A 16,071-nucleotide genomic window follows, 5' to 3' on the forward strand; every position below is an offset into this window, starting at 1 on the left:
CCTCTTCATGGTTCCCGGCCGCCGGAGCCGGTTCACCATGTAGAGGCGTCATGGACCGTATTTCTTCACCGCGTTTCGCACCGTGTTTTCGGGGAGATGTCAGCCGATCGCGCGCTGCGCCTCATACAGATTGCGGGGGTGGACGGCCTCAGGGTGGCCATAGGACTCGATACGGGAGTGCAGCGGACCGGTGAAGTCCGGGACGTCGATCTGGCCGAACTGCCGGACCTCGCCGATCCCGACCGTCGCGCTGTACGGCGCGATGTCGTCGATCTTGACGCAGCCGGCCCGCTGAGTGCCGACCGTGACGTTCCAGTGGGTGAACCGCGCACCGTAGAGCGGGCCCGCGCTCGCGTCGCCGCCGTGCGCCCCCCCGTGTTGTCCACGGTGATCTCCTCACAGCCCCGCCTCCATGGATGTGAACGCAGTTCAGGTGAGAGACGGCGTGAGAATGCCATGGGGCAGGGGTGCGCGGAAGGGGCCGCGTCAGGATGGACGCACCTCAGGCATGGCAAGGAGGCGCGTCAGGGCCATACATCAAGCGCGCGCGGAACGCGCCTCGCCGACGTTTACTTCGCCGCGTCCCGGGTCAGATTGCTGAACGCCTCAAGGTTGCGCGTCGATTCGCCGCGCGCCGTGCGCCAGGCGTACTCCTTGCGGATGGCGGTCGCGAACCCCATCTCCAGCAGGGTGTTGAAGCTGCCGTCCGCGTTCTCCAGCACCGTGCCGAGCAGCCGGTCCACTTCCTCCGGGATGACCGCGGCGAGCGGCAGCTTGCCCACCAGATAGATGTCGCCGAGCTGGTCGATCGCGTAACTCACCCCGTAGAGCCGGGTGTTGCGTTCCAGCAGCCAGCGGTGGACGGCCTCGTGGTTCTCGTCGGGATGGCGGACGACGAAGGCGTTGACCGAGAGGGAGTGCCGGCCGACCCGCAGCGAGCAGGTGGTCGACAGCTTGCGGGTGCCCGGGAGCGTGACGACGTACGTGCCGTCCTCCGGGCTCTCCCACTCCAGTTCGGCGTCGTTCAGCGTCCGCTCGATGACGGCCCGGGGGTCGGTCTTGGGCGCGATGTCAGCCTTGGGGTCAGCCATGGCCCGATCGTAGGCGACGCCGCTCACGCATCGCCTCCGCGTAGACGTCCGCCGTCGCCGCGGCGGCCGTGTCCCACCCGAAGGACTCCGCGTGCCGGGCCGCCGCCGCGCCCATCCGTTCCACCCTCCCCGGGTCGCTCGCGAAGGGGCGCAGGGCGCGGGCGTAGTCGGCGGGGTCGTGGCCCTGGATCAGCGTGCCGCTGACCCCGTCCCGTACGGCCACCGGCAGACCGCCCACCGAGGCCGCCACGACCGGGGTGCCGCATGCCTGGGCCTCGATGGCCACCAGCCCGAAGGATTCGCTGTACGACGGCATGACCAGCACGGACGCCGCCCGGTACCAGTCCGCGAGCTCGTCCTGCGCACAGGGCGGCCGGAACCGGACCACATCGCAGATCCCCAGCCGCGCCGCCAGCTTGTGCAGCCCCTCGGGCTTGGCCAGGCCGCTGCCGCTGGGGCCGCCCACCACGGGCACGACCATGCGCTCGCGCAGCGAGGGGTCCTCCTCCAGGAGGTGGGCGACCGCGTGCAGCAGGATGTCGGGGGCCTTGAGCGGCTGTATGCGCCCGGCGAAGAGGGGTATGAGCGCGTCGGCCGGGAGGCCCAGCCGGGCCCGGGCGGCGGCCCGGCCGTCGGCGGGGCGGAAGCGGTCGAGGTTCACCCCGGGGTGGACGACCGCGACCAGCTCGCGCGCCGCCTCGTAGTGGTGCACCAGCTCGTCGGCCTCCCCGCCGGTGTTGGCGATCAGCCGGTCGGCGGCGCGGACGATCTGCTGCTCGCCGATCACGCGGGCCGCCGGCTCGGGGGTGTCGCCCGCCGCCAGTGCGGCGTTCTTGACCTTGGCCATGGTGTGCATGGCGTGCACCAGCGGCACTCCCCAGCGCTCGGCGGCCAGCCAGCCGACATGGCCGGAGAGCCAGTAGTGGGAGTGGACGAGATCATAATGGCCCGGCCGGTGCCCGGCCCACGCCCGCATGACCCCGTGGGTGAACGCGCACAGCTGCGCCGGCAGCTCCTCCTTGGCCAGCCCCTCGTAGGGCCCCGCGTCCACATGCCGGACGAGCACACCGGGGGCGAGCTCGACGGATGGGGGCAGCGCGGCGGTGGTGGCCCGGGTGAAGATCTCCACCTCGATGTCGATCGCGGCCAGCCGCTTGGCCAGCTCGACGATGTAGACGTTCATCCCCCCGGCGTCGCCGGTGCCGGGCTGATGCAGCGGCGAGGTGTGCACACTGAGCATCGCGATTCGCCGCGGCCGCCGTGGAATGCGGCGAAGCCGCTGGTGGGGCGGTGCGCCGAACGGTATATGGGACCGGCCTCGCGGACCGCCGAGCCGGGACGCGTGCTGGCTCACCGAGCGTTACCTCCTTGACGGGGCGGGCTCCCTCCTGGGTCGTCAACACCGGAACTGATGGTTCCCATTTCCGCTTTGCCAAAGCGTGACGTTCCGATACCCGTCGGCCACGCCCCGTCCGCCCCCGCATAGGCTCTGCGCCATGCCCGCCCGCGTTCCCCCGCCGTCCCGTCCGATCGGTTCGGCGACCCGCGGGACGACCAATCCCAATCGGCTGCGCCGGATGGACCGGTGGATCGCGGCGGCCCACGGGGCCGCGCTGCGGCGGGCCGGGGAGGCGCCGGTGGCGGTGGATCTGGGGTACGGGGCGGCCCCGTGGACCGCCGTCGAGCTGCTGGACCGGCTACGGACCGTACGGGCCGGGGCCCGCGTCGTGGGGGTCGAGATCGACCCCGGGCGGGTGGCCGCCGCGCGGCCGTACGAGCGCGAGGGGCTCACCTTCGCCCACGGCGGCTTCGAGGTGCCGCTGCCCGGCGGGGCCCGTCCGGCGCTCATCCGGGCGGCCAATGTGCTGCGGCAGTACGAGGAGGGCGAGGTCGCCGCCGTATGGCGGCGGCTGTGCGCCCGGCTGGCGCCCGGCGGGCTGCTGGTGGAGGGCACCTGCGACGAGATCGGGCGGCGGCATGTGTGGGTCGCGCTCGACGCGGCGGGCCCGCGCACCGTGACCTTCGCGGCCCGCCTCGGCTCCCTGGAACGCCCCTCCGACCTGGCCGAACGGCTCCCCAAGGCGCTGATCCACCGCAATGTGCCGGGCGAGGCGGTGCACACCTTCCTGCGCGACTTCGACCGCGCCTGGGCGGCCGCCGCCCCGTACGCGCCGCTCAGCGCGCGTCAGCGCTGGATACGCAGCGCCCAGACGCTGCGCGCACAGGGCTGGCCGCTCGCCGACGGCCCACGGCGCTGGCGCCAGGGCGAGGTCACGGTGCGGTGGGAGGCACTGGCGCCCCGGGGCTGACGGCTCCGGTCGGGGCTGTGCCGGTGCGGCCCTAGGCGTCCGCCGTACCACCCTGGGCCTTCGCCACGCCCGGGGTGCCCGGGGTGCCCGGGGTGCCCCCTTCCGCGTCGGGGTCGGCGCCCGCCGCGTACTCCTCGCTGATCTCCTTCGGCCCGAACGGCCACACCTTCTCCACTCGCGCCCACAGCACGAACGCCACACATCCCGCCGCGACCCAGGCCAGCGACCATTCGATGGGGTGCCGTCCGGGGGAGTTCCTGTCCGCGTAGCCGTAGATCACCACCCAGCCCACCAGTGCCACCACGCTCGGCAGCGGATAGAGCCACATCCGGTACGGCCGCCGCAGCCCCGGCTGGCGGCGGCGCAGCACCGTGACGGCGACGATCTGCGCCAGGGCCTGCACGATCACCATGACCGTGGTCAGCAGCTGGATCAGCGTGGCCAGATCGGTGTGGCGGCCGATCAGGAAGCCGATCGCGGTGACGGCACCCATCGTGGCCAGGCCCAGCATGGGGAAGCGATGGCGCGGATGGAGCGTGCCGTACGGACGGAAGAAGACCCGTTCGCGGGCGGCGTCGTACGGCACCCGGGAGCCGCCCAGCAGCCCGGCGAAGACGGACGCGAAGGCCGTGATGAGGATGAGCACGGTGACGACGTCGGCCGCGCCCTTCCCCCAGGTCTCCTCCAGCACCGCCGAGGCGACGGACTGGGAGGCCACCGAGCCGGGCTCGGTCATCTCATGCCAGTCGACGACGCCGAGGGTGCCGATCTGCAGCAGCAGATAGATCCCCATGATCCCGGCGATCGAGGTGACGATCGCCCGCGGCAGGGTGCGGCCGGGGTCCTTGATCTCGGCGCCCATGTACGCGGCGGTGTTGTAGCCGAGGTAGTCGTAGATCCCGATGGTCAGGCCCGCGGCGAACCCGGTCCAGAAATGACCGCTGCTCAGTTCGAAGGCATGGTCCGGATAGGTGAACGCCTGCCCCGCGTCGAAGTGGCTGAAGGCGGCGACGATGACCAGGACCACGGAGGCGATCATCACGCACCACATGACGGCCGTGATCCGGGCGATGTGCTCGACCCCCCGCCACAGCAGCCCGATGACCAGGACGATGACGCCGAGTCCGACCAGATCGCCCTGGGTCCGCGTCATATCGGGCCACAGATAGCCCAGATACTGCACCAGACCGACCACACCCGTGGACATGATCAGCGGGATGAACAGCATCGCCGTCCAGACGAACAGGAACGGCATCAGCTTGCCGCTGCGGTACTGGAACGCCTGGCGCAGATACACATAGCTGCCCCCGGCCCCCGGCAGCGAGGCCCCCAACTCGGCCCAGATCAGCCCGTCGGCGAGCGCGAGCACCGCGCCCGCGGCAAAGCCGATGACGGCCTGCGGTCCGCCGAAGGCGGCGACCATGAGGGGGATGGTGACGAACGGGCCGATGCCGCACATCTGGCTCATGTTGATGGCTGTCGCCTGGAACAGGCCGATACGGCGGACGAATCCGCCCTCGGTGCCGGACATCCGGACCTCCATTGCCCTAGCGCGCCACCGTGAGAGGAGTTGAAAGTAAGGAGACTTACCAGTCGCGTCAAGGAGGTCGGACGAAACAGGGCCGGGGCGCAGCGCGGGGCGCCGGGCGGCGGCTCGGGCCGTCAGGCCACCGCCGCCGCGCCCGCCAGCACCTTCAGCGCCTCCGCCGTCGCCGACCCCTCGTCGGCCGTGTACGTGCACAGCATCTGCCCCGGGTCGGCGGGCAGGACGAACGCCTCGAACCGCAGCACCAGCTCCCCCATCTCCGGATGGCGGAACCGCTTGACACCCCGCGTCCGCTCCTGCACCTCCTGTGCCTCCCACCGCCGCCGGAACTCCTCGCTCCGCTCCAGCAGCTCATGGGTCACCCGGCACACCCGTGAGTTGCCGGGGTGGCGCCCGACCTCCGCGCGCAGCCCGGCCACCGTGTCGTCGGCGACCTCGGCCCAGTTCGGATGGATCTCCTTGAGCCGGGGATCGAGGAAGACCAGCAGCGGGCCATTGCGCCGCTCCTCGGGGATCGCGGGGTAGTCGATGCAGAGCCGGGTGCCGAGCCGGTTCCAGGCCAGGATGTCCATCGCCGGACCGTAGACATAGGCCGGGACATTGCCGTCCATCGCGTTCAGCAGCTGCTGGATCTCCGGCCGTACGCGCGGCCGCGGGTCGGGGCCGGCCGCTCCACCGCGCTGCCGCGGCAGGGTGATGTTGCGCAGATACGTGTGCTCGGACGGGGTCAGCCGCAGCGCCCGGGCCAGTCCGTCGACCACCGAGTCCGAGATGGCCGGGGCCCGGCCCTGCTCGATACGGGTGTAGTAGTCGACGCTGATCCCGGCAAGCTGGGCGACCTCCTCACGGCGCAGCCCCCGCACCCGGCGCCGCACGACCCCCTCCGGCAGCCCGAGCTCGGCCGGGTCGAGCGCGGCGCGGCGCGCCTTGAGAAACGACTTGATCTCCGGTTCGCCATGGCCCATCCGTCCATTATCCGCGCCGCCCGCTTCTGGGCCGGACAGGTGGTTCTGGCAGACCCAGGTTGAGCCGGGCCTGGTGAGGTGTCCGCCCGGACCCGAGGCTGAAGGCGCACAGGGCCATGGACAGCAGACGCCATGGACAGCAGAGGCCGGCCATGGACAGCAGACGCCATGGAAATCAGCGGAAGGCACCAGCCATGAAGCGCAGGATCCTCGGTGGGACGGGCATCTCGGTGAGCGAGTACGCCCTGGGCGCGATGATGTTCGGCGCCATCGGCAACCCCGACCACGACGACTCGGCACGGATCATCCACCGCGCCCTCGACGCGGGCATCAACTTCGTCGACACCGCCGACGTCTACTCCGAGGGCGAGTCCGAGGAGATCGTCGGCAAGGCCCTCAAGGGCCGCCGCGAGGACATCGTCCTGGCCACCAAGGCCCATTTCCCGATGGGTGAGGACCCCAATGAGGGCGGCAACTCACGGCGCTGGATCACCCAGGAGATCGAGTACAGCCTGCGCCGCCTGGGCACGGACTACATCGACCTCTACCAGATCCACCGGCCGGACCCCACGACGGACATCGACGAGACGCTGTCGGTCCTGTCCGACCTGGTCCGGGCGGGCAAGGTGCGCGCCGTCGGGTCCTCCACCTTCCCGGCCGAGCAGATCGTGGAGGCCCAGTGGGTCTCCGACCGGCGCGGGCATGTGCGGTTCCGCAGCGAACAGCCGCCGTACTCGATCCTGGCGCGGGGCGTGGAGGCGGCGGTGCTGCCGACCGCGCAGAAGTACGGGATGGGCGTGCTGAGCTGGGGCCCGCTCTCCGCGGGCTGGCTCACGGGCCGCTACACCAAGGCGTCCGACGTCGATCTGTCGGGCGGCCGGGCGGCCGTGGAGAAGCACAAGTTCGACCCCTCGCTGCCCGGCAACGCGCGCAAGCTGGAGGCGGTCGGCGCGCTGTCCGAGCTGGCCTCCGACGCCGGGCTCGCACTGCCGCATCTGGCCATCGCCTTCGTACGGGCCCATCCGGCCATCACCTCGGTGATCATCGGCCCGCGCACCATGGAGCAGCTGGAGGATCTGCTCGCCGGGTCCGAGGTGGAGCTGAGCCAGGACGTCCTGGACCGGATCGACGAGATCGTCCCGCCGGGCACCGACCTCAACCGGGGCGACAGCTACTACCTGCCGCCGGCGCTCGCGGACAAGAGCCTGCGCCGCCGCTGACCCGGTCCCGAGGGCGGTTCAGGACGGCCGCAGGGCGTGCGGCAGCGCGTCGATGAGCGTGCGGTCGTGGTCGTAGGAGAGGCGGAGGCGGGCCGCGTCCGGGGGCAGCCAGAGCAGGCGGTCGACCTCGCGGTTGGGTACGAAGGTCTCGTCGTCGACGGCCTCCGCCGCCCAGTAGCGGACCTCCTTGGGCCGGCCCTTGGCCATGTAGTGGAGGGTGGGCAGCGCCGCCCCCGGGGCACAGCCCATACCGGTCTCCTCGACGACCTCGCGCACCGCGCCGTGCAGCGCGTCCTCGCCGGGCTTCAGCTTGCCCTTGGGGTGGGACCAGTCGTCGTAGCGGGGGCGGTGGACGAGGGCGATCTCCAGCCCGCCGCCGTGCGGGGACTGTCGCCACAGCACACAGCCCGCCGCCAGGATCGTCCCGGTGTCCGCTCCCGTGTCACCACGGGAATCTGACCAGCTCATCCGCCGTCTCCCTCCCCGGTCTCCGCCGTATTCTCCGTGCGTTGCGTCGTCTCTTGTCGCCGCTCGCCCCGGGCGTCCGCCGTCAGGAGGCTCTGGTGGCCACGCGCCGCCAGACCCGGCCGAACGCGAAGCGGGCCGCCTCGACCTCATGCCGCTGATCGGCGTGGAGCACGCCCAGCGCGTACGCCGTCGCCGGGGCGATCCGGGGCGTACGGGCGGCTGCCGCCGCGGCGGCGGCCGCCTCGGCCGCGTCGCGGTGGCGCTCCAGCGCCTGCCCGGCGGCCAGCAGCCGTACGGACAGCGGCGGCTCGGCGTCCGCGGGGCCGGACCCACCTGGCCCGGACCCACCTGGCCCGGACCCACCTGGCCCGGACCCACCTGGCCCGCCTGCCCCGTCCGGCTGCTGCCACACCTGGTCGAGCACCTCCAGGGCGTACCGCCGCAGCCGCAGCAGATGGCGCACCTGGTGCCAGGGGGCGTCCTGGCGCTCGCTGGCGGGCGGGGCGTCCGCCGCCGAGGTCGCCGCCAAGCCGTGGACCAGCGCCTCCGCGTTGTACGGATGTCCGGCGCGGATCAGCGGCAGCGCCTCCACCGCCTCGGCCAGCCGCCGGTTCGCCAGTTCGGCGAGCGGCGGCAGCACCTGCCCGGCGGGGCGGGCGGCGTTGGCCTCGTCGAGCGGGGCGTCGGAGGCGAGCAGGGCGACGGTGTCGGCGACCGCGTGGAAACGGGAGGAGCCGAGCGCCTCCAGGGCCGCGGTGTGGGCCCGGGTCCGGGCCAGCGTGAGCTGGCGCTCCAGCAGCGCTCCGGCGCGGGCCGCGCCCACGGTCAGCGCCCCGCCGCGGGCCTCGTCCTCGGCACCGGCCCGCTGGTGGGCCGCGCCGGGCCGGCCGGGCCGGTCGGTCTTCTCGCCCTTGGCGGTCCGGCCGCTCTTGTCACCGCGCTCACCGCGCTCACCACGCCGCCGTCCGGCCGCCCGGGCCTCGTCCCTGGACGTTCCGGCCGCGCCCTCGGCGCCGCCGCCCGGATCGGCCGGACCGGGCCGCGCACCCTGCCCCCCGACAGGGTCCGCGGCTCCGCTTCCCGGCGCACCGGCGGCCAGCGAGACGCTGCGGCGCGCGGCACGGGTGGAACGGGGCGGGACGGCGGCGGCAGTACCTGCAGCGCCCGCAGTACCTCCGGCGCCCGCGGTGCCGGAGGGGCCGCCCGCGCCGTCGGCCGCGACCGTGACCCCGCCGCGCGCGGTGCGCGCCGCGCTCCTGGCATGCGCGCCGTTCGTGGCGCCCTCGGCGGGCCACTCACCGGAGCTAGCGAACTCGGCGGCCGTCCCCTCGCCCTGCGAGGACCGGTCCGAGGGCCCGCCCGCGCCCGAGAGCCGGTGCAGGGCGCCGCGCAGCCGGTCCAGCCGCTCCGCGTAGGCGTGCTCCCGCGCCAGCGTGCCCGACAGCCAGGCCAGCTCGGTCCGCAGCTCATCGGACCAGGCCGTATCGGTGAGCGGGCGGTAGACGTAGAGTGCGCCGCTGATCCGCCGTGCGGCGCGGCGCAGCAGCCGGGCGGCCTCGGCCGCCTCCCGCACATCGGAGCCGCTCTCGCGGTGCAGCCGCAGGCTGCGGAGGAAGTCCCCGGCCTGGGCGTGCAGATACGCCGACAGCACCTCACCGGCCGTCGCCGACTCCCACGAAGGTGCCGCCGCGGCCTCCGCCGCCCGCTCCGCCGTCCCCCGGTCCGTCGTCACACCCCGGTCCGTCGTCACACCCCGGTCCGTCGTCACACCGCGCTCCGGCACACCCCGGTCCGTCATGCCGTCCGCCCCTGGGCAGGGCGGGGCGGCGGCCGGATCCGCGGCGCCCGTCATCCCGGCCGGTGACAGGTCATGTCGTTGAACCACGCCGTCGCCTCCGGGCGTCGATGAGCATCTCCTGAACGTTCCGCAGCGGCTGGCCTTCCGCGTCCGTCGCATGCCGTGTCCACTCGCCGTCCGGGCCCAGATGCCAGGAGGAGGTGGAGTCGGACATCCCGGTCTCCAGCAGGCGGTTGAGGGCGGCGCGGTGGCCGGGGTCGGTGACCCGCACCAGCGCCTCGATCCGGCGGTCGAGGTTGCGGTGCATCATGTCGGCGCTGCCGATCCACACCTCCGGCTCGCCGCCGTTGCCGAACGCGAATACGCGCGAATGCTCCAGAAAGCGTCCGAGGACCGAGCGGACCCGGATGTTCTCCGAGAGCCCGGGGACGCCCGGCCGCAGCGCGCAGATGCCGCGCACCCACACATCGACCGGCACTCCGGCCTGGGAGGCCCGGTAGAGGGCGTCGACGACGGCCTCGTCGACCATCGAATTGACCTTGATCTTGACGTAGGACGGGCGCCCCGCCCGGTGGTGGGTGATCTCCTTGTTGATCCGGGTGATCAGCCCGTCGCGCAGCGACTTGGGGGCGACCAGCAGCCGCCGGTAGTTCTCCCGCCGGGAGTAGCCGCTCAGCCGGTTGAAGAGGTCGGAGAGGTCCGCGCCGACCTGGGAGTTCGCCGTCAGCAGCCCCAGGTCCTCATACAGCCGGGCGGTCTTGGGGTGGTAGTTGCCGGTGCCCACATGCGAGTAGCGGGTCAGGGTGTCGCCCTCCTGGCGGACCACCAGCGACAGCTTGCAGTGGGTCTTCAGGCCGAGGAGGCCGTAGACGACATGGCAGCCGGCCTCTTCCAGCTTCCGCGCCCACTTGATGTTGGCGTGCTCGTCGAACCGCGCCTTGATCTCCACGAGCACCAGCACCTGCTTGCCCGACTCGGCGGCGTCTATCAGCGCGTCGACGATCGGCGACTTGCCGGAGGTGCGATAGAGCGTCTGCTTGATCGCGAGCACGTCCGGATCGGCGGCCGCCTGCTCCAGGAACGCCTGCACGGAGGTGGAGAACGAGTCGTACGGGTGGTGGAGGAGGACGTCCCGCTCGCGCAGCGCCGCGAAGATGTCGGGCGGGGACGCGGACTCCACCTCGGCGAGATCCCGGTGGGTGCCCGCCACGAACTTGGGGTACTTCAGCTCCGGCCGGTCCAGCGCGGCTATCCCGAACAGCCCGGTGAGGTCGAGCGGCCCCGGCAGCGGATAGACCTCGGCGTCCGAGATCTTCAGCTCGCGCACCAGCAGGTCCAGCACATACGGGTCGATGGACTCCTCGACCTCCAGCCGCACCGGGGGCCCGAAGCGGCGGCGCAGCAGTTCCTTCTCCAGGGCCTGCAGGAGGTTCTCGGCGTCGTCCTCCTCGACCTCCAGGTCCTCGTTGCGGGTCACCCGGAACATGTGGTGCGCGAGCACCTCCATCCCCGGGAAGAGCGCCTCCAGATGCGCCGCGATCACGTCCTCCAGCGGTACGTACCGCTGCGGCGACGCCTCCAGGAACCGGGAGAGCGACGGCGGGACCTTCACACGTGCGAAGTGATCATGCCCGCTCACGGGGTTGCGCACCACGACCGCGAGATTGAGCGAAAGCCCCGAAATATAGGGGAAGGGGTGCACCGGGTCCACCGCGAGCGGGGTCAGCACGGGGAAGATCTGCTGCCGGAAAAGGGTGAAGAGGCGGGACTGCTCCTTCTCGGTCAGATCCGGCCAGCGGACCAGCTGGGTGCCCTCCTCCGCGAGCGCCGGGGCGACGTCCTGCTGATAGCAGGCGGCGTGCCGGGCCATGAGCTCACGGGACCGGTTCCAGATCAGATCCAGCACCTCGCGCGGCTGCAGCCCGGAGGCCGAGCGGGTGGCGACCCCGGTCGCGATGCGCCGCTTGAGGCCGGCGACCCGCACCATGAAGAACTCGTCCAGATTGCTGGCGAAGATCGCCAGGAATTTGGCCCGCTCCAGCAGCGGGGTGGAGGGGTCCTCGGCCAGCTCCAGCACCCGCTCGTTGAACGCCAGCCAGCTGCGCTCCCGGTCCAGGAACCGCCCCTGCGGCAGCTCCCCGCCCACCAGGTCGGGCCCGGCCCCCTCCTCGTACGAGTCCAGGTCGGCGTCGAGGTCGGGGTCGAGCGAGCGCACCGGTGGAGCGGCCACAGCACGCGGCCGATGGGCCGCGATGGACCCGACCGAGGGCTGGCGCTGGGGCTGGGGCTGGGGGGAAACCGATGCCTGACCGCTGCTGTCGCTCATGAATTCATTGTTCCGCGCCGGAGGCGAAGACGGCGTGGCGGAAGCGGGTGCGGAAACGGCACAGAGCCTCCGGTTCGACGGATTCGGCACAGCGGGCTGCATTCAGTGATGCTCGCAACCAAGGTTGAATCGCCGGTAACGGACACATGGCGCGTAGGAAATCGGGACCCATCCCCCAGGGGTCCGACCCCCTGGGGTTCCGCCCTCTTGAGCCCCCCGGGCCGGGGGCTCGCTCAGGTCTCGGTCCGGTACATCAGGTCCGTCTCATGGGTGACGAAGCCGAGCCGTTCGTAGACCGCGACCGCGGAGAAGTTGTCGGCGTCCACATAGAGCATCGCGGTCGGCAGCCCCTGCGCGGCAAGGTGCCGCAGCCCGACCGACGTGAGCGCCTTACCGAGCCCGCCACCCTGCGCGTCCGGCCGCACGCCCACGACGTACACCTCGCCCAGCCGCTCCTCGGCATGCACCTTGGTCCAGTGGAAGCCCACGATCTCCCCCTCGCGCTCGGCCAGGAAGAACCCCGCCGGATCGAACCAGGGCTCACCCTTGCGGTCGTCGAGGTCACGCTGGGTGAGCGAGCCCTGCTCGGGGTGGTGGGCGAAGGCCGCCGCGTTCGCCGCCAGCCAGGCGGCGTCGTCCTCACCGGGCCGGAAGGTCCGTACGGTCACGCCCTTGGGCCATGCGGGCTCCGCGAGGCCCAGCTCCGCGAGCGACCCCAGGGGCCGGCGCATCTGGCGCAGCTCCCGGAACAGCGTCAACCCCAGCACCTGCGCCAGATGGCGCGCCGAGGCATGCCCCCCGTGCGCCCACACCCGCAGCCGCTTCCCCGATTCCCTCAGCAGGGTCACTCCCAGCGCCCGGCCATGCCCCTGCCCGCGGTGCGCGGGGTGCACGACCAGCTCGGCCGCCGGGGCCTCCACCGGGTCGGTGTCCTCAAGCTGCGCGTATCCCACCAGCTCCCCGCTCGGCTCGCGCAGCACCAGATGCCGCACCCCCTCCCGCCGCCCCCGAAGCTGCAGCCGCCCCTGCTCGGACACGGCCTGCTGACCATCGGCGTGCGCGGAGTCCGCGATCAGCCGCAGCACATCCTGCGCCGCGGTGGGCGCCAGCTCCTCCAGCACATCGAGCCGCCGGGCACCGGATGTCTCGTTCACCACGTCATTCATGGGGCCGAGCCTACGGCGGCCCAATTGTGCAGCAAGCTGCTGCACAATTTATTACCGGCGAGTCACCCGGCTGCCCCACCCCCCTCCCCATCGCCGTCGAGGATGTCGTCGGCGATGCGGGACAGATCCTCGGCGCTGGGCATCAGCTCCCGCACATGGGGCGGCAGCGCGGCATAGGTGCTCACGGCGAGCGGTGCGTTGTTGCTCCGCAGGGCGTACTCGATCGTCCCCTTGTCGCGGCTCTTGGCGATGAGGATCCCGAGGGTCGGATCGTCGCGCTCCTCGTCCCGGACCAGGTCGTCGACGACGGTGACGTAGAAGCCGAGCTGGCCCAGGTGCGCTGGGCGGGCCTTGTCGGTCTTCAGCTCGATGACGACGAAACGGTGCAGCTTGTAGTGGTAGAAGAGCAGGTCGATCCGGAACTCCTCGTCACCGACCTTGATGGGGTACTGCCGCCCGACGAAGGCGAAGCCGACCCCGAGTTCGGTCAGGAACCGGACGAGTTGCTGCACCAGCGCGTCCTCGAGGTCGCGCTCCGCCACCTTGCCGGACAGCCGAGTGAAGTCGACTCGGTAAGGATCCTTGACGACCTCGTTGACGGCATCGGAGTCCTCCGGGACCGTGGCATCGAAGTTGTTGAGCGCGGCGCCCTGAGTGAGGTGCAACTGGGCGTCGATCCAGTGGTCCAGCATGACGCGGGACCAGCCTTGCCGCACGGCCTGCTGGGCGTAGAAGTCCAGCTCGGGGCGGGCCTTGCAGCGGCCCATCAGCAGGGTGATGTGCCCCCAGGGCAATTGGGCAACAGCTTGTTGCCCAATTTGTTCGGGCCATGTTCGAGCCATCTGCTGCATGTACTTGAGATTCCGCGCACCGAAACTCCGCTGATTCGGGAAGGCCGTACGCAGCTCCGTCGCCACCCGCTCCAGGACCTTTGATCCCCACTTCTCGCGTTCCGTCCGGTCGAGGATCGTCCGGCCGATCTCCCAGTACATCTTGATCATCTCGGTGTTGACCTTGAGCTGAGCACGCACGCTCGCCTGCGTGACGATCGCCTTGAGGTCATCGACCAGTTCGAAGAAGCCCGGCGGGAGCTCGGACCCCTGTGCGGGGATGGGCGTCTGCTTCGCGAGTTCGTTCTGCATGATCCGCACGCCCACATAACGAACCGCCACCCAAACCGCTCATCAGGACTTTTCCGCCGAACGGGCGAAGTCGTCCCACGTCGTTGACCATCGGCCATCAGCTCTTAACCTCCCACCCCTGCCCCGCTACGCGCGTTGACCGTAAGCTGCGCTCCACATCCATCACGGACACACAAGGGCACACAAGGGGAACGACATGCCAGCGAGACCTCAACGGCGCGGGGCGGCACGCCGGTTGGCCACGGGAGTCGCGGTGCTGGCCGCCGCGGCCGGGGTGCTGACCGCCGCGGGCCCGGCGGGCGCGGACACCGCCGCCGCCTCGGACAAGCACCGGCCCGGGCGCACCGTCGACGTACAGCTGCTGTCCTTCAACGACCTGCACGGAAACCTGGAGCCCCCGCAGGGCTCCTCCGGCACCGTCACCGAGACCCAGCCGGACGGCACCACCAAGACCATCCCGGCGGGTGGCGCCGAATACCTGGCCGCCTCCCTCCGTAACGCCCGTAAGGGCCACGACTACTCCGTCACCGCCGCCGGCGGCGACATGATCGGCGCCAGCCCGCTGCTGTCCGGTCTCTTCCACGACGAGCCGACCATCGAGGCGCTCAACAAGCTGGACCTCGACGTCACCGCGGTCGGCAACCATGAATTCGACGAGGGCCGCGCCGAGCTGAGCCGGATGCAGAACGGCGGGTGCCACCCCAAGGAGGGCTGCTACGAGAAGGGCAAGACCTTCCCGGGCGCCGACTTCCCCTACCTCGCCGCGAACGTCACCGACGAGAAGACCGGCAAGCCCATCCTCAAGCCCTACACCGTGTGGAAGCACAAGGGCGTGAAGATCGGCTTCATCGGGGTCACCCTCGAGGGCACCCCGGACATCGTCACCGCCGAGGGCGTCAAGGGCCTGAAGTTCCACGACGAGGTCGAGACGGTCAACAAGTACGCCAAGGAGCTGCAGCGCAAGGGCGTGAAGTCGATCGTCGCGCTCATCCACGAGGGCGGGCTGCCCGCCTCCGCCTCGTACAACGACGACTGCGACAACGGCGGTGCGGGCAAGGGCATCTCCGGCCCCATCGTCGACATCGCCAAGAACATCTCGCCCACGGTCGACGCCCTGGTCACCGGCCACACCCACCAGGCGTACACCTGCACCGTCCCGGACCCGTCCGGCACCCCGCGCACGGTGACCTCCGCGGCCTCCTTCGGCCGTCTCTACACGGACACCACGCTCACCTACGACCGCCGCACCGGCGACATCGTGCGGACGAACGTGAAGGGCGCCGACGCGGCGAACCACGTCGTCGACCGCGACCAGCCCAAGGCCCCCGACATGACCTCGCTCATCGGGCGCTGGAACAAGCTGGCCGCCCCGATCGCCAACAAGCCGGTCGGCTACGTCTCCGCCGACATCAACGGCCGCGGCTCCACCGCGTACGAGACTCCCCTGGGCGACGTCATCGCCGACGGCCAGCTCGAAGCGCTCTCCCCGGCCGACAAGGGCGGCGCCCAACTCGCCTTCATGAACCCCGGCGGCATCCGCTCCGACCTCGCCCACAAGGCGTCGGGCAGTGAGGGCGACGGGGTGGTGACCTACGGCGAGGCGTTCACCGTCCAGCCGTTCACCAACATGATGAACGTGATCGACCTGACCGGCTCCCAGCTGATCACCGCGCTCCAGCAGCAGGTCAGCGGCTCCAACGAGGCGTCCCCCAAGATCCTCCAGGTCTCCAAGAGCCTCACCTACACCCTGGATCTGACCAAGTCCGGCAAGGACCGGATCGTCACGGACACGGTGAAGCTGAACGGTGAGCCGATCGACCCCGCCAAGACCTACCGGGTCGCGATGAACGAGTTCCTCGCGGGCGGCGGCGACGGCTTCCCCGCCTTCAAGGACGGCAAGAACAAGCTCGTCGGCGCCTCCGACCTGGACGCGTTCACGGCCTACCTGGGCGCGCACTCCTCGCAGTCCTCGCCGCTGGACCCGCCGAAGGCGGACCGCATCACGATCGTGAAGTAACCGCCCGACGCCCAACGATGGCC

Annotated in this window: 12 protein-coding genes and 1 pseudogene; 3 read left to right on the forward strand and 10 right to left on the reverse strand. The window is 71.3% G+C overall.

The features are described from left to right. Positions 1–99: 99 nt before the first annotated feature. The 3 genes and pseudogenes from AS97_RS47525 to mshA form a co-directional block, all read right to left on the reverse strand. Positions 100–378: pseudogene (locus tag AS97_RS47525) on the reverse strand (hypothetical protein); the annotation flags it as partial. 191 nt (positions 379–569) lie between these two features. After that, positions 570–1,091, reverse strand: coding sequence for a YbjN domain-containing protein (locus tag AS97_RS21670; protein WP_043241547.1), 522 nt, complete (start codon positions 1,089–1,091; stop codon positions 570–572). Beyond that, positions 1,084–2,445, reverse strand: a complete 1,362-nt coding sequence (mshA, locus tag AS97_RS21675) for a D-inositol-3-phosphate glycosyltransferase (protein ID WP_107119167.1) — start codon at positions 2,443–2,445, stop codon at positions 1,084–1,086. The genes AS97_RS21670 and mshA overlap by 8 nt, the downstream gene beginning before the upstream one ends. Positions 2,446–2,587: 142 nt before the next feature. Here mshA and AS97_RS21680 point away from each other — a divergent pair, with 142 nt between their 5' ends. Then, positions 2,588–3,400 (forward strand): class I SAM-dependent methyltransferase, encoded by an 813-nt coding sequence (locus tag AS97_RS21680; protein WP_137966342.1) that lies wholly within the window; start codon positions 2,588–2,590, stop codon positions 3,398–3,400. 31 nt (positions 3,401–3,431) lie between these two features. Here AS97_RS21680 and AS97_RS21685 read toward each other — a convergent pair whose 3' ends face one another. Then, positions 3,432–4,931: an APC family permease gene (locus AS97_RS21685; RefSeq protein ID WP_210565482.1), complete on the reverse strand. Its 1,500-nt coding sequence runs from the start codon at positions 4,929–4,931 to the stop codon at positions 3,432–3,434. Positions 4,932–5,062: 131 nt separating this feature from the next. Beyond that, the gene (locus AS97_RS21690; RefSeq protein ID WP_059142496.1) at positions 5,063–5,911 is read right to left on the reverse strand and encodes a helix-turn-helix transcriptional regulator; all 849 of its coding nucleotides are present in this window, start codon (positions 5,909–5,911) and stop codon (positions 5,063–5,065) included. Positions 5,912–6,105: 194 nt separating this feature from the next. Between AS97_RS21690 and AS97_RS21695 the strand changes: the two genes are divergently transcribed. Beyond that, positions 6,106–7,131: an aldo/keto reductase gene (locus tag AS97_RS21695; RefSeq protein ID WP_125760252.1), complete on the forward strand. Its 1,026-nt coding sequence runs from the start codon at positions 6,106–6,108 to the stop codon at positions 7,129–7,131. An 18-nt stretch (positions 7,132–7,149) separates the two neighbouring features. Here AS97_RS21695 and AS97_RS21700 read toward each other — a convergent pair whose 3' ends face one another. From AS97_RS21700 to AS97_RS21720, 5 genes are all read right to left on the reverse strand, one after another. Beyond that, entirely contained in the window at positions 7,150–7,599 is a 450-nt protein-coding gene (locus tag AS97_RS21700; RefSeq protein ID WP_210565483.1) for an NUDIX hydrolase, read from the reverse strand. A gap of 82 nt (positions 7,600–7,681) precedes the next feature. Next, complete coding sequence (locus AS97_RS21705) at positions 7,682–9,556, reverse strand: CHAD domain-containing protein (RefSeq protein ID WP_349017597.1); 1,875 nt, start codon at positions 9,554–9,556, stop codon at positions 7,682–7,684. Beyond that, the gene (locus tag AS97_RS21710; protein ID WP_059142493.1) at positions 9,468–11,723 is read right to left on the reverse strand and encodes an RNA degradosome polyphosphate kinase; all 2,256 of its coding nucleotides are present in this window, start codon (positions 11,721–11,723) and stop codon (positions 9,468–9,470) included. The genes AS97_RS21705 and AS97_RS21710 overlap by 89 nt, the downstream gene beginning before the upstream one ends. Before the next feature lie 233 nt (positions 11,724–11,956). Beyond that, positions 11,957–12,889, reverse strand: coding sequence for a mycothiol synthase (gene mshD / locus AS97_RS21715; protein ID WP_107420718.1), 933 nt, complete (start codon positions 12,887–12,889; stop codon positions 11,957–11,959). Positions 12,890–12,951: 62 nt separating this feature from the next. Beyond that, positions 12,952–14,061, reverse strand: a complete 1,110-nt coding sequence (locus AS97_RS21720; protein ID WP_247204456.1) for a PDDEXK nuclease domain-containing protein — start codon at positions 14,059–14,061, stop codon at positions 12,952–12,954. A 166-nt stretch (positions 14,062–14,227) separates the two neighbouring features. Here AS97_RS21720 and AS97_RS21725 point away from each other — a divergent pair, with 166 nt between their 5' ends. Beyond that, positions 14,228–16,048, forward strand: coding sequence for a bifunctional metallophosphatase/5'-nucleotidase (locus tag AS97_RS21725; RefSeq protein ID WP_086709626.1), 1,821 nt, complete (start codon positions 14,228–14,230; stop codon positions 16,046–16,048). Positions 16,049–16,071: the final 23 nt, after the last annotated feature.

It is taken from the genome of Streptomyces sp. AgN23 (assembly GCF_001598115.1).
GTDB classification, from domain to species: domain Bacteria; phylum Actinomycetota; class Actinomycetes; order Streptomycetales; family Streptomycetaceae; genus Streptomyces; species Streptomyces antimycoticus.

Coding starts and splice junctions, on each gene's coding strand:
- AS97_RS21690 (WP_059142496.1), bottom strand. CDS start 5,911: ATGGGCCATGGCGAACCGGAGATCAAGTCGTTTCTCAAGGCGCGCCGC.
- mshD (WP_107420718.1), bottom strand. CDS start 12,889: ATGAATGACGTGGTGAACGAGACATCCGGTGCCCGGCGGCTCGATGTG.
- AS97_RS21670 (WP_043241547.1), bottom strand. CDS start 1,091: ATGGCTGACCCCAAGGCTGACATCGCGCCCAAGACCGACCCCCGGGCC.
- AS97_RS21700 (WP_210565483.1), bottom strand. CDS start 7,599: ATGAGCTGGTCAGATTCCCGTGGTGACACGGGAGCGGACACCGGGACG.
- AS97_RS21710 (WP_059142493.1), bottom strand. CDS start 11,723: ATGAGCGACAGCAGCGGTCAGGCATCGGTTTCCCCCCAGCCCCAGCCC.
- AS97_RS21685 (WP_210565482.1), bottom strand. CDS start 4,931: ATGTCCGGCACCGAGGGCGGATTCGTCCGCCGTATCGGCCTGTTCCAG.
- AS97_RS21725 (WP_086709626.1), top strand. CDS start 14,228: ATGCCAGCGAGACCTCAACGGCGCGGGGCGGCACGCCGGTTGGCCACG.
- AS97_RS21680 (WP_137966342.1), top strand. CDS start 2,588: ATGCCCGCCCGCGTTCCCCCGCCGTCCCGTCCGATCGGTTCGGCGACC.
- AS97_RS21705 (WP_349017597.1), bottom strand. CDS start 9,556: ATGCGACGGACGCGGAAGGCCAGCCGCTGCGGAACGTTCAGGAGATGC.
- AS97_RS21695 (WP_125760252.1), top strand. CDS start 6,106: ATGAAGCGCAGGATCCTCGGTGGGACGGGCATCTCGGTGAGCGAGTAC.